The organism is Colwellia sp. MEBiC06753, from assembly GCF_053470325.1.
The window spans coordinates 138,537-152,376 of sequence record NZ_JBQMTM010000007.1 but is presented as its reverse complement, the minus strand read 5'-3'; the positions used below and the strand labels follow the sequence as shown (position 1 = coordinate 152,376).

At 41.5% G+C, this 13,840-nt stretch carries 14 protein-coding genes; 4 read left to right on the top strand and 10 right to left on the bottom strand.

Translation table 11 applies throughout. From position 1 onward, the window contains the following. Positions 1–21: 21 nt before the first annotated feature. Positions 22–930, bottom strand: coding sequence for a LysR family transcriptional regulator (locus ACOB82_RS07930; RefSeq protein WP_448212434.1), 909 nt, complete (start codon positions 928–930; stop codon positions 22–24). A 168-nt stretch (positions 931–1,098) separates the two neighbouring features. Between ACOB82_RS07930 and ACOB82_RS07925 the strand changes: the two genes are divergently transcribed. From ACOB82_RS07925 to ACOB82_RS07910, 4 genes are all read left to right on the top strand, one after another. Further along, positions 1,099–1,650, top strand: coding sequence for a cytochrome b (locus ACOB82_RS07925; protein WP_448212433.1), 552 nt, complete (start codon positions 1,099–1,101; stop codon positions 1,648–1,650). 58 nt (positions 1,651–1,708) lie between these two features. Further along, positions 1,709–2,272 (top strand): YceI family protein, encoded by a 564-nt coding sequence (locus ACOB82_RS07920; RefSeq protein WP_448212432.1) that lies wholly within the window; start codon positions 1,709–1,711, stop codon positions 2,270–2,272. A gap of 77 nt (positions 2,273–2,349) precedes the next feature. Then, on the top strand, positions 2,350–3,153 hold the full coding sequence (locus tag ACOB82_RS07915) for a DODA-type extradiol aromatic ring-opening family dioxygenase (RefSeq protein WP_448212431.1): 804 nt from the start codon (positions 2,350–2,352) through the stop codon (positions 3,151–3,153). Positions 3,154–3,157: 4 nt separating this feature from the next. Continuing rightward, positions 3,158–3,928: a methyl-accepting chemotaxis protein gene (locus ACOB82_RS07910; protein WP_448212430.1), complete on the top strand. Its 771-nt coding sequence runs from the start codon at positions 3,158–3,160 to the stop codon at positions 3,926–3,928. Positions 3,929–4,042: 114 nt separating this feature from the next. Here ACOB82_RS07910 and ACOB82_RS07905 read toward each other — a convergent pair whose 3' ends face one another. The 9 genes from ACOB82_RS07905 to prlC form a co-directional block, all read right to left on the bottom strand. Beyond that, positions 4,043–4,972 carry a PEP-CTERM sorting domain-containing protein gene (locus tag ACOB82_RS07905; RefSeq protein ID WP_448212429.1) on the bottom strand — a complete coding sequence of 310 codons (930 nt, stop codon included), beginning with the start codon at positions 4,970–4,972 and terminating at the stop codon, positions 4,043–4,045. 234 nt (positions 4,973–5,206) lie between these two features. Further along, the gene (locus ACOB82_RS07900) at positions 5,207–6,397 is read right to left on the bottom strand and encodes an NAD(P)/FAD-dependent oxidoreductase (protein ID WP_448212428.1); all 1,191 of its coding nucleotides are present in this window, start codon (positions 6,395–6,397) and stop codon (positions 5,207–5,209) included. A gap of 111 nt (positions 6,398–6,508) precedes the next feature. Continuing rightward, positions 6,509–7,036, bottom strand: coding sequence for a non-heme ferritin (ftnA, locus tag ACOB82_RS07895; RefSeq protein WP_448212427.1), 528 nt, complete (start codon positions 7,034–7,036; stop codon positions 6,509–6,511). A 138-nt stretch (positions 7,037–7,174) separates the two neighbouring features. Continuing rightward, entirely contained in the window at positions 7,175–7,648 is a 474-nt protein-coding gene (locus ACOB82_RS07890; protein ID WP_448212426.1) for a redoxin family protein, read from the bottom strand. A gap of 70 nt (positions 7,649–7,718) precedes the next feature. Beyond that, on the bottom strand, positions 7,719–7,874 hold the full coding sequence (locus ACOB82_RS07885; RefSeq protein WP_448212425.1) for a hypothetical protein: 156 nt from the start codon (positions 7,872–7,874) through the stop codon (positions 7,719–7,721). Between the two features lie 78 nt (positions 7,875–7,952). Then, entirely contained in the window at positions 7,953–9,860 is a 1,908-nt protein-coding gene (locus tag ACOB82_RS07880; RefSeq protein WP_448212424.1) for a methyl-accepting chemotaxis protein, read from the bottom strand. A 197-nt stretch (positions 9,861–10,057) separates the two neighbouring features. Beyond that, entirely contained in the window at positions 10,058–10,843 is a 786-nt protein-coding gene (locus tag ACOB82_RS07875) for a class I SAM-dependent methyltransferase (protein ID WP_448212423.1), read from the bottom strand. Then, on the bottom strand, positions 10,843–11,541 hold the full coding sequence (locus ACOB82_RS07870; RefSeq protein ID WP_448212422.1) for a DNA-3-methyladenine glycosylase I: 699 nt from the start codon (positions 11,539–11,541) through the stop codon (positions 10,843–10,845). Before ACOB82_RS07870 ends, ACOB82_RS07875 begins: the two co-directional genes overlap by 1 nt. Before the next feature lie 31 nt (positions 11,542–11,572). Further along, complete coding sequence (gene prlC, locus ACOB82_RS07865) at positions 11,573–13,618, bottom strand: oligopeptidase A (protein WP_448212421.1); 2,046 nt, start codon at positions 13,616–13,618, stop codon at positions 11,573–11,575. Between the last annotated feature and the right edge of the window lie 222 nt (positions 13,619–13,840).

Genomic DNA, 13,840 nt, shown 5'->3' with positions numbered 1-13,840 from the left:
ATGTTAGATTAAAAACAGCGACTAAAACGCATCCCAATAAGGTGGCGACCCAAAAAATCCGTCAATGGTGTCGATAAATGCTCTTACTTTTGAGGTGATTAATTTTCGATGCGGATAAACCGCGTATAACCCTATCGCTTCGGGTTCGAAGCCTTCAAGCATGGTTTGAAGTTTCCCCTGCTTTATTGCCTCTCCAACAATAAAAGTAGGTTGTAAAGTATAACCCTCGCCAGCAATAGCAGCCGCCATCAGTAGCTCACCATTATTAGCCACCATAGTCGCTCGTTTAGTTTGGCTATACAATTTAAAAGTTTTTAATAACTCATTATCGGGTTTATCAAAATCGGCATAGCGATAATGTAGTAAGTGTTCAGGGTTTAGTTCAGTAGGGTGTTTCGGCATGCCATTGGCTTTAATATAATCTGGCGAGGCACAAACCACTAGCCTAACCGGTGCTAGTTTTTTAGCGATCAACGACGAGCTTTTTAACTGCCCAATCCGAAGTGCAATATCATAACCGTCTTCTATAACATCAACTTTCCGGTCATTTAACTGAACATTTAGCGCTATTTTCGGGTATTGCCGTTTAAACTCACAAAGGAAGTTAGCTAAATGCAAAGTAGAAAATGATACCGGCGCGCTAATATTTAATGTGCCCTTGACCTCTGTTTGCAGCTCACCAAACTGCTCTTCCATTTCATTAACGCTTTCCAAAATATGCTTAGCGTATTGAATACATTTCTCACCCGCTTCGGTTACATATACTTTTCGGGTGGTGCGATTAAGTAAGCGAGTATTCAGGTGCTCTTCCAGTTGAGCAACATATTTGCTCACCAATTGATTAGACATTCCCAACCGCTCTGAAGCCTTGGTAAAGCTGCCTTCTTCTGAGACAGTAACAAAGACATTTAATAAATCGACTCGAATCATAATACTCAACTTACCTACAATAATTACTCACGCCAATTATCAACGCACTGTTGATAGTTATACAACCTAAGCGCTATTAATCATATAAAAGATTAATAGTACACTTATTTTCATTGGTAAAGCCGTTAGCTTTGATCGCTAATCGTTTAACAACATGCAGAGGTAGAAATGATTAAAAACACTACAACAACTTATGGTTGGCTAGCCATTTTTTTTCACTGGCTGACCGCTCTTGTTGTTATTGGCATGTTCACCTCAGGTTGGTGGATGGTCGAGTTAAACTATTACAGCCAGTGGTATAAAACTGCACCTTACCTGCACAAAAGTGTTGGCTTGCTGCTGTTTGCTCTGCTGATCAGTCGCATGGTTTGGAAAAAAACAAATCCTGCACCAGTGGCAATGGGCAGCTCAATAGAACAAGCTGGGGCTAAGATTGCCCATACGCTGCTGTATCTATTAGTGCTGGTGATTTGTTTAACTGGTTATTTAATTTCTACCGCTGATGGCCGAGGCATAGAACTGTTTTCTTGGTTCACCATTCCAAGTGCCGGCAGCTTAATTGATCAACAAGAAGATATCGCTGGGCTTATCCATCAATACAGTGCTTATGGGTTAATGATTTTAGTCGCGATTCATGCGCTTGCCGCAATAAAGCATCACTTTATTAACAAAGACAATACCTTAAAACGTATGCTGTCGCCTCGAATAGAAACACATTAATTTACGACATTAACTTAAAACATTAACAATTACCTTAATTTACAACTGGAGAACTAGGATGAAAAAAACACTAATTGCTGCCCTATTGTTAGGTGCATTATCACCGTTGGCCAATGCCGCAGACTATATTATTGATACCAAAGGCGCACACGCTAGCATCAATTTTAAAACCTCGCATTTAGGTATTTCATGGCTTACCGGCAGATTTAACACCTTCGACGGTAAATTTTCATACGATGAAAGTAATGTCGACGCGGCCAAAATTGAAGTAAATATCGACACTACTAGCCTTGATTCTAATCATGCTGAGCGCGATAAGCATTTACGCAGTGATGACTTTTTAAATACCGCTAAATTCCCTAAAGCTTCATTTGTCAGCAGTAAAATTACCGATCACGGTAATGGCAAATTAACGGTAAACGGTGACTTTACCTTACACGGCACCACCAAAAATATTGTGATTGATGCTGAGAAAATTGGTGAAGGTAAAGATCCTTGGGGTGGCTACCGTGCTGGCTTTTCAGGTACCACACAAATTCGCTTAGCCGATTACGGTATGAAAGAAATTTTAGGGCCAACGACTGTGCTATTAGAGCTGCATGTAGAAGGTATACGCCAGTAACACCTGCTAGCTTATCAGCCTATTTTTTAACATGTACTGGCTAATTGGGCCCTTTTTCTAGCTAATTGGAGAAAATCATGACAGAAAATAAAAACATATTTTATATCTCTCATGGCGGTGGCCCAATGCCATTACTTGGCGACCCTAAGCATCAAGCCATGGTCACCACGTTAAAGCAACTGGCACAAAGTATTCGCAAACCAAGCGCTATTCTAGTAATTAGCGCCCATTGGGAAGCATCGATGCCAACAATAACGGCAAATCCTAAACCTGCTTTAATTTACGATTATTACGGATTTCCCGAAGCAGCCTATGAAATTCAATACCCAAATTTAGGCGAGCCAGCATTAGCGCAAGCCATTTATCAAAGCTTGCAACAAGCAGGTATTGATTGCCAATTAGACCAAGATCGCGGCTTTGATCACGGCATGTTCGTGCCGTTAAAAATCATGTATCCCGATGCTGATATTCCTTGTGTGCAGTTGTCATTGGTACAATCGCTCGATTCAAATTTACACTTAGCTATTGGTGAAGCCCTTAGCAAATTAGCATGGAATAATTTGTTAGTGATAGGCTCTGGTTTTTCGTTTCACAATATGGCGGCATTTTTTGCGCCTGATCAGGCAGCAAGTAACCTTAAAAACATCGCGTTCGACAATTGGTTGACCGAAACCATCACCAGCAACAAACTATCGGAAGCAGAGCGTAAGAAGCGCTTAAACAACTGGCATCTTGCGCCTGATGCTAAGTATTGTCACCCGCGAGAGGAACACCTATTACCGCTGCATATCTGTTATGGCTTAGCGCAAAAGCCAAGCGATAACAGCTACACAATTAAGATATTGCAAAAGCAAGCATCGATGTTTAGTTGGCACTGTTGAAAATTTGGCGATAGCCTTTCAAGCAATGAAAAATATTGCCGATACATCAATGCTTTCACAACAGCTAACCAGCTTTCAAAATCAGCTCAATAACTATCGTTTAATGCAAGACAACTACTTTCAATTGATCGACAAATGTCTGTTAAATGATACTCGCACGGAAATGCTTGAGCCAATGTTGGCGCCGTTTAATCAAATGGTTGAATTATTAACCACCATGCAGTCTGAGTTGGAATCTGAGTCGTTAACCGGTACCGCGAATATCATCGACGAGGTTGCCGCTCAAAGTGAGAAAATCACAGTGATCACCGATGTTATTCGAACCATCACCGAACAAACCAATTTACTGGCACTTAACGCTGCGATTGAAGCAGTCCGAGCAGGTGAAGCTGGTCGAGGTTTTGCGGTAGTTGCTGGTGAAGTACGTCAACTTTCATTAAAAACCCAAGAAGCTTTAGCCGATATTGGTGAAAATGTTGAGCTGCTCCAAACTAAAGCTAAAACAGCAGTAAGACAAATGGCCGAAAGCCAAAGCCAGATGACCTCAGATTTAGAAGGTGTTAAAGATGCCGCTGACGCTTTCAACGATATTCGTCAGGCGTCAGAGCAAATCGCTGAATTAGGTAGTGATATTTCTGAAGCGACTGAGCAACAAATTCAATCGGCGAATGCACTAAATAATAGTGTTACTGCCATTCATTTAGCGTCAGATAAAATTGGCAAAGGCGCCAATGACACTATGGCGTCATATCAGCTGCTTCGAAAAAGAAAGTGATCACTTAAAAATGTTGGCAAACAAATTTAACCAATAATGTTTGTTTCTGACGCTAGCATGTATTAGCTAAAGGCTAGCCTCAAATATCAACGAGGTATCCCCGATGATTCGTTATTAGAATTTTCTACGTCTTACCAATAAACCAATTAAACCTGCCAGCATTAGATGTAGCAGTGATGGCTCAGGTATATTAGCTGTCGGGTCTTCAGATATCGGCGTAGTATTGGTGACATCAAGCAGTTCTACTGAGAGAGAGGCTGTTCCCATAGCTGTAGAGTTAGGGTTAAAATTTTCGTCATCTAAGGAAACGGAAAAAGATCCAAAAAAGTTATAACTGCTACCTGCAGCCAGAGAGCGGCTAAAGGAGTCTGAACCAAGCATTTGATAATAACCGCCATATTGATCTGGAAATGTCGTACCATTAATTGTGTTTCCACCACCTCCTAACTCAATCAAATTAGACAAAATACTTCCGTTACTGTCGCCAACATAAACATCTACTAGCGAATCCGCGCCTATGGGTGAAGATTGTGGCCCTGCGTTAGGATCAAATGCCATAACATTTGCATAGGCTTCAAGGAAGAAATCCAGTCCAAAAGTCACATCAAAGCTGTCTGTTGCAGAGTTATTCAACACGCTGAAACTAAAATACATATTGAAGGAACTTAGCTCAGAAAAAAACTCACTCCCCGTTATTGCATTTGAAATGTAGGCCTCAGCATTATCACCGGTTTCGGTAAACGTCTTATCAGATGAAGCACCTTGATCAGAATCATTAAACCCAATTCCATTTATCTGGCCGTTATAGGTAACATCGGTTCGAATAGGTGGGAGTTTAGCGCAACCCGTTCCGAAACAAATGTTGGATTCAATTGATAAGTCCGCTGGAATTAGCGTAGCATTTACACTGCTGGAAATGAGTGTAAATACGCTTACCACAGCAGCATAAAGTAGTGCCCTTGTTTTATTGAGAGGTTCCATCTTGGCTTGCCTATAGTTGAGTGAAGAGATGATTTGTTTTTGTTGTCTTTCAGAACCATGCAAGATTTGCTCTCAATTTAAATTTATTTATTAAATCAACAACCTAGTCCAACACCTATGTTGTTCACTGTAGGTAAGTGCATATTTCTCTGACACTTTGAAGCACAGTCTCGGTAAAGTTTTGTGGAGTGTTAGGTGATCCCGATTTGTAAAAGGTGGCTATATTTGCACCTCAAGACTAGTCGAGATTAGTCCTAAGAAAAATCTGATAAAAACAGCAAACTGCCTTACACAACACTAACACGCCTGCCCACAGGCGACGCCACTGCTCCAAGCGAACTGGAAATTGTAGCCGCCAAGCCAGCCGGTAACATCGATCACTTCACCGATAAAATACAAGCCTTGCGCTTTTTTCGCTTCAAAGGTTTTACTGGAAAGTTCATCGGTATCGACACCACCTAAAGTGACTTCGGCTGTGCGATAACCCTCAGTGCCATTGGGTTTAATTTGCCAGTGGTGCAAATATTGAGATAAATAGCGTACTTCATCATTACTTAACTGGCTAATAGCTTTGTCGGTAATGTCTTTATGATTAACGAGGCTTTCAATAAAACGCTTTGGTAGCACTGTTGATAGCATATTTTTCAGTGATTTTTGACCACTGGTTTGGCGCCATGTTGCCACTAATTCACTGATTGGCGACTCGGGTAATAAATTAATGGTTACCGCTTGTCCAGCTCGCCAGAATGAGGAAATTTGTAAAATAGCTGGCCCTGATAGGCCGCGATGAGTAAATAAAATATTTTCGCGAAATGCCGTACCGTCTTCACTACTAACTAAGCAATCTATGCTAATGCCCGATAAGCCTTCAAAGCGTTGCTTGTCGTGATCGTGCAAAGTAAAAGGCACTAATGCCGCCATAGTCGGCAACACAGTTAAGCCAAACTGCTCCGCAATTTTATAGCCAATTGGCGTAGCGCCCAGTTTTGGCATAGTTAAACCGCCTGAGGCCACAACCAGCGACTGACATTGATAACTGTCACCACTAGTATTAACTAAATAGCCTGACTCGTTTTTTTCAACCGATAGCACTTCACTGCGCAGCGCAAGATTAACGCCAGCCCAATCACATTCGGTCAGTAAAATATCGACAATATCTTGGGCGGAATTGTTGCAAAATAGCTGACCAAGCGTTTTATGGTGATATTCCAGACCATGACGGTCAACCAATTCAATAAAATCTCGCGCGGTGTAACGGCTTAATGATGATTTAACAAAATGCAGATTTTGGCATAAATAATTTTCAGGGCTGGCATTTTCATTGGTGAAATTACAACGGCCACCGCCACTGATCAAAATTTTTCGGCCAGGCTTTTTGCCCATATCAACCACGGTAACCGAGCGCCCGCGATAACCTGCAGTAGCGGCACACATTAGCCCTGCGGCACCAGCGCCAATAATTAATACATCAATTTGTTTAGCTGACATCAATATGCCCAGTGAATAAGGAAAGCGCTATTATAAAGCGATAAGCTACACCAGAGCGATAAAAAAAAGGGAGCTAGTCAGCCCCCTTGTTAAAATCAATTACTAACATGTTTATGCTGGCGAATTAGTCATGATACTTTCTGAACCTGTTTTGGCTAATTCCGCAAGGTCTTTATCAATAAAGAATAACGCTTTGCCATCATTACCCACTAATTCAATTTTATCGATAATGCCTTTGAATAGTTTTTCTTCTTCATGCTGCTCGGCAACATACCACTGTAAGAAGTTGAATGTTGAATAGTCTTGGCTAGTAAATGCCGCATGCGCTAAGGCATTAATACGCTCGGTAACTAAACATTCGTGCTGATAGGTAGCTTCAAACACTTGGCTTAATGAATCAAAGTCATGTGGTGGCGCTTCAATTGCCCCTAAAATTGGCATAGCACCGGTTTCACTGACATAAGTGAAAAGGCGATTCATATGACCCATTTCTTCATTAGCATGCTTACGCATAAATTCAGCGGCACCTTCAAAGCCTTTTTCTTCGCACCATGCGCTCATTTGTAAGTAAAGGTTAGAAGAATAAAACTCTAAGTTAATTTGATCGTTTAGTTGGTCGACCATCGCTGGTTTAAGCATGTGAATACCTCGTGTTGGTTCAATCGGCGCATTTTGCCTTTTCCGATCACAAAAATCAAACAAATCCAATAAAAACAAATGGATACACAATGATAATTGTTATCGTTTGTATTATGTTATCGATATAGATAACTGCGATTACAAAGCGTTAAGCGTTACTTCTGCGCCACTTACTTCAAATTCTTTTGGCTTTTCAATATTTAAGTGAGTGACTACACCGTCTTCAATGATCATCGCATAGCGCTGCGAGCGTAATCCTCCAAAAGTCCCTGTTTCCATTGCTAAGCCTAACGCTTGGGTATAACTACCGTCACCGTCAGCCATCATGGCAATATGCTCAGCGTTTTGCGCTTCACCCCAGGCTTGCATGACAAAGGCATCATTTACTGATAAACAAATAATTAAATCTACCCCCTTAGCTTTTAATTCATCGGCTGACACCACATAGCCTGGCAGATGTGCAGCTGAACAAGTTGGGGTAAATGCGCCAGGTACGGCAAATAACACCACTTTTTTACCGGCAAATAATTCGTCAGTATTGTGGGTTAACATATTGCCGTCTTTTAATTCTTGTAATTGGCCACTTGGCATTTTTTCATTTAACGCAATCATAATTTCTCTTTATCGTTCGCTATTGGTTAAGCATTGATTAAACATTTGCTAGGCATATATTAGGCATTAGTTACGCCAATTTAATTGGCTTGCATAAAAAGCCTTTATCGTGTGCACTTCGGGCACAGTCTTTACAGATAAACCTAGGTTTATCAACAATGTGGATTAATTCATGGATATTTTTTTCAATATCTTTCTTTTTCCACTTACACAGTGATTTAGCCATAAAAAAACCTCTGATCCTATTGTAGAAGATCAGAGGTTAGTTTGCAGTGCTTAACTGCTGATTATTACCAGAAAAATGCTATGAAACCAGCTTCAAGGTTTCGCTAATATCTCGCATTTGCGTAGCAACATCATGGGAAATAGTTTCAGCCAAGGTTTTTGAATGCCCTACTTCATTATTAACGCTAGCCATGGCTTGCTCAAACTCTGCAAAATGATGACGCTGTTGAGTAATTTGCTCTAAAGAATCTGCCGCTACCGTAGCTGAAGCAATTGCCTGCGCCACCACTTTTTCTGCATTATCTTTTAACACTTGCGAAATTTCTTGCTGGCGACCTGATGCTTGCTCAATACCAAAAATATTTTGCTCTAGTGCGCTGCTAGCAGTATTTAACTGCGCTAAACGTTCACTGACCTGTTTCAGCGAATCTTGAGTTTTGCCAGCTAATTGACGTACTTCATCAGCAACCACCGAGAAACCTCGACCATGCTCACCTGCTCGTGCCGCTTCAATCGCAGCATTTAGCGCTAGTAAATTGGTTTGGTCAGCAATGGCGCTGATCACATCAACAATAGAGCCAACACTATCTACCGACTGCGTTAACGATAAAATGGCTTCTTTACCTGATTGTGCTGCGCCATTGGTTTCCTCGCTAGCTTTAAGCACTTCGGTAACTTGCAGTTGGCTATCATTCATCGCACTTTCGGTTGCTTGGGCATTTTCCACTACCTGCTGTGACAACGTATGAACAGTATCTGTTACCTGAGTTAAAGCCTGCATAATTTCACCAGCTGCCACTAAATGTTCATTGGTGGTTTCTGAGGAATTTAAAATGGTTTGCGCCTGAGATTCCATGGTTTGCATGGCACTAGAAACCATCGATAACTGCTGTGCTTTCTGCTTATCTTCTTCCGCTAATTGCGAGACCATTTGGTTAAAGCTAGTGGAAATTTGGCCAAGCTCGGTGCCTTGATCAATACCGGTAATTAAATCAACCCGCCCTTCTTGCACTAAAGTAACAAAACTGTCGCGTAATCGGCGCAGGGGTTTAAGCACGACAGAGCGCGTTAACCAATAATTAGCCGCAAGGAAAATGACTAAAATTGACATCAACATAATAACCACCCAAGTGATGCGATTATTAATATTTTCTTGCTCCGCCAGAATGGCTGATTCACCTGCCAAAATAATAGTTTCCAACGCTTGTACGTCTTGGTTAAGTAGCTTTAAACCTTGCTGCTTCATTACTTGTTGCTCAAGCGTGTTAGCAATTTCACCACGGTATCTGGCGACTAATGAAGTTAGTTCACTTAGCGCTTCTTCACTTAGGTCAACTTGTTCGTCGTCATCACCTAGCAGTAAGTCATCATCGTCAACTAGGCTGTCCTCGTCATCATCGCTGGTTTCAATAATATTTAATGAAGGAAATTGTGTTAGCTGATCTGTTAAACGAGCTAAGGTTTTTAGTGGTTGGTCGATCAGTGCGACATTAGGTTCATCACTAGCAAAGAGTTTTTCCCGAATATTAATGACTGCACTTAACGCTGACGATATTTGCTGGGTAGTGCTGAGGTAATTAAGTTGCTGTTTGCTTTCTAGCTCGGATGATTTAAGTGCATAGTCGGCCAGACTGGCGGTTAGCGACAACATGCCTTGCTCGCTATTTCTCAGCAACGCCATTGGATCGCCACTTAATTTCCCTAGCGCGCGATATTTAGTGTCGATATCAGTTTTTAACTTGGCAGATTTTTGCGCCAAGGTTTCGGTAAGCTCGGCAATCGCTAAACGCTCACCACTTTGATTTATTTGGTCAATTTGCTTTTCAGCTGTGGTTAATAAACTAGCATCGCCAGATTGTAAATAACGAGCAATGGTGCGATAAAAATCAACCGTCGTTAATGATTTTAGTTGTTGATATTCAGCAATATGAAGCCGGTTTGCTGCCAAAGTATTATCCACTTGATACATGGCTAATAAAAAGATCACCGCAAAGCAGCTGATCGCTATAACTGACGTTCGGGAAAAGGTAGAAACTCGCACTAAATAAACTCATCGCAAAAATAATGAGCGAATTTTAACGCCAATATATTTCACTTTTGTTACGGCGCAAGACAATACCCTACGCTTGCTAGCTATAGTAACAATAAATGTTTTCTATCAGATTTAGCTAAAGCTAGCTGAATTTAGTGCTTAGGAATGCCTTGATTAACATAAATATCAAAGCGATTTTTTTTCATTTTTATTTCAGTGCTAGGTTTAGTATTGGCAATTGGCGATGCATAACTGGGTCGTTTAACTACCACCCGATATTTTGCCAATGCCTTTGCTGGTGCCAGCAGTAGATCGGCATCATCATCAGCGCCGACCAGCGATTGAAACACCCGCATTTCTTTTTTTACTTGCGCCGACTTTTCTTTATGCGGATACATAGGATCAAGGTAAACCACATCAATATCATTAAGCGTTGTCATTTCGTCGATCGATGATTGATGAATAAGTGTCATACGTTCGGCAATTTCTGCAATATCCGTGTTAAGTTGCGCTCGAGCAATACCGTCTTCTAACAAAGCCGCTACCACCGGGTTACGCTCAATCAAAGTTATCTTACAACCTAGCGAAGCTAAAACAAATGCATCACGCCCTAAGCCGGCGGTGGCATCTAACACATGTGGAGTAAAGCCGTGTTTTAGACCAACGGCTTTAGCAATATCTTGGCCGCGACCACCACCAAATTTCCTTCGATGAGCGACCGCACCTTCAACAAAATCGACCTTAATTGGCGTGAGCTTAGGTTCATCGGTTTTGGTGAGCTCAAGCACCTGATCATTTACCTGAAGCACAAAAGCTAAGTCAGGGTGATTAGTTGCTGCAGCGATATCACCGATGTAAGTAAACTGCCATTTTTGCGCAATTTTCTTGGCATATTCAGCATCTGATGAATGGACATAACCAACAGCCACATTTTCCATTACGCTTCGACCTGAATATGGTTATCGCCGGTGGCGTAAGCGACGAGGCGACTTAATTGCGTAAGTGATAATTCAGATTCTTGTTGCCACTGGTTAAACGCTGCTTGAATAGTGGCTAAGCTTTTCTTGGTTTGAATGCCGCCATCAATCAGTTGATGGGCACGAAAATAACCTTCAACATCACGCGATAATAAAAAGGTATCTTTGCCCAAGGCGCGCAGTGCGTAAGGGCCAGTATTTCCCCCTAAGCGCGCACCATGTTTTTTCAAGTATTGCCAAAGACCAATAATATCGTCACTTGGCCACTGATAAATAAACTCAGCAAATGAATAGCCATTTTGCTGCTGTTCAAAAATCATTTGGGCATTGGCTTTAATGGTTTTAACTTTATTGAAATTACGAATAATTTTCGGATCGCCAGCTTTTCGCTCAAGCATATCGTCTGGCATCATTAATATTTTTTCGATATCGAAGTCAAAAAATGTTGCTTCAAAATCTGGCCATTTATTTTCAACGACACGCCAAACAAAGCCCGATTGAAACACTTTTTTAGTAAACGCTGACAAGTAGCGATCATCGGTTAGTTCCAGCAATGCTTGCTGGTTTTCTGTCGCTGGCAATAATTGATTCAGCGCCGAAACACCGCCTTTTCGTTCAGCGGCACGTTGATATAACTTGTCAAACGTTTCTAATTTCATAGTTCGTTCCGTTGTTATCCACTATTAGCCGTTATTGACAAGCAATACCGCTGTGACGAAGTAAAGGTTCAATATCGGGTTCACGACCTCTAAAGGCAGCAAATAACTCGCTTGGTTCTTGTGAGCCGCCCTTTTCTAAAATATTTTCTAAGAATGACTGGCCAGTCTCGCGATTAAATACGCCCTCTTCTTCAAAACGTGAAAAGGCATCGCTCGATAACACTTCTGCCCATTTATAACTGTAATAGCCAGCGGCATAACCACCACCGAATATATGACCAAAGCTGTGTTGGAAACGATTAAATTCCGGCGCTTTAACAACCGCGACTTCACTGCGTACCTGATCTATCACTGACTGAATATGATCGGTGTTAGCAGGGTCATATTCGGCGTGCATTTTAAAATCAAATAAGCTGAACTCCAGTTGACGTAACATTTGCATAGCCGACTGGAAGTTTTTCGCTGCCAGCATTTTATCCAGCATTGCCTGAGGTAACGGTTCACCGGTTTGATAATGACCCGAAATAAACGCTAGCGCTTCTGGTTGCCAGCACCAGTTTTCTAAAAATTGACTTGGCAGCTCAACAGCATCCCAAGCAACGCCATTAATGCCGGAAACCCCCGACGCATCAATTTGGGTAAGCATATGATGCAAGCCATGACCAAATTCATGGAACAAGGTCACGACTTCGTCATGGGTAAATAATGCTGGTTTGTCGCCAACTGGGCCATTAAAGTTACAGGTTAAATAGGCCACTGGCAGTTGCACGGTATTAAGACTGGTCGCGCGACGGCCAACGCAATCGTCCATCCAAGCACCACCGCGTTTTTTCGCGCGAGCGTATAAATCTAAATAAAAACTGCCACGTAATTGCTGCTGTTGATCGTAAACATCGTAGAATTTAACGTCTTTGTGCCAAACATCAACACCTTCGCGCTGTTTAATGGTTAAACCAAATAACCGATTAACTACGGTAAATAATCCTGAAACTACCGTTTGCTCAGGGAAATATGGGCGAAGTTCTTCATCAGAAATAGCATAGCGTTGCTGTTTGAGTTTTTCACCGTAGTAGGCTAAATCCCAAGCATTTAATGAACTTACACCATGTTCAGCTTCGGCAAATTGCTTAAGCTCATCAAGCTCTGCTTGACCTTGCGCTTTTGATTTATCGGCTAAATCGGTTAAGAAAGTTAATACTTGCTCAGGCGTTTCTGCCATTTTAGTGGCCAATGATTTTTCAGCGTAATTGTTAAAACCTAATAGCTGAGCAAGTTCATGACGCAATGCCAATAGTTCATCCATAATTTTTGAATTATCAAATTCACCGGCATTTGGCCCTAAATCTGAAGCACGGGTGACAAATGCACGATACATTTGTTCGCGCAACGCCTGATTATCACAGTACATCATAATTGGCAGATAGCTTGGGAAGTCTAAAGTAAATAACCAGCCTGATTTTTCTTGTGACTGTGCTAAGGCAGCTGCCGCATCCTTAGCGCTTTCTGGTAAACCCGCTAATTCACTTTCATCTGTGATATTAACGGTAAACGCTTGCGTTGCATCCAATAAGTTATTGTTAAACATTGAGCCAAGCTCAGACATGCGGGTAACAATTTCGCCATAACGTGCTTGTTGATCTTTCGGTAGAGCAATACCCGATAATTGAAAGTCACGTAACGCATTATCAATCACTTTCTTTTGAGCGGTATCTAAGGTTTGATAGTGCTCACTTTCCGCTAATTGCTTATAGGCTAAATACAGCCCTTGATGTTGGCCAACGAAAGTGCCGTACTCAGATAGCAGCGGTAAGCAGCTTTCATAGGCTTCGCGTAATTCATCGTTACTTACCACAGAGTTCATATGTGACACTGGCGACCACAGCTTACCAAGCACATCATCGACCTCATCAATAGATGCGACTAAATTGTCCCAAGTAAATTCAGAATGCTCTGCTAATACTTGCTCGATGCAATCTTTACAATTGGCAATGGCTTGTTCTACAGCAGGTTTTACGTGCTCAGGTTTAATCGCTGAAAATTTTGGTAAGGTATCGAATGCTAATAACGGATTGGTCATACTGTTGGCCTTGGGAGAATATATAACTCCTATACATTTATAGCCACGCTCGACAATATTCAAGGTTAAGGCAAATAATTTTGGCTTCTATACCAAATATTTTGTTAAAGCCCTTAATATTTGTTTGATTTTCATCCAAGCTAAATTCTGTATTCAATTTTATTAGGCTTATTAGTAGAGCAAGCTCTTTTACAAGCCTTTAGTTTAAGCACTTGTAAAAAT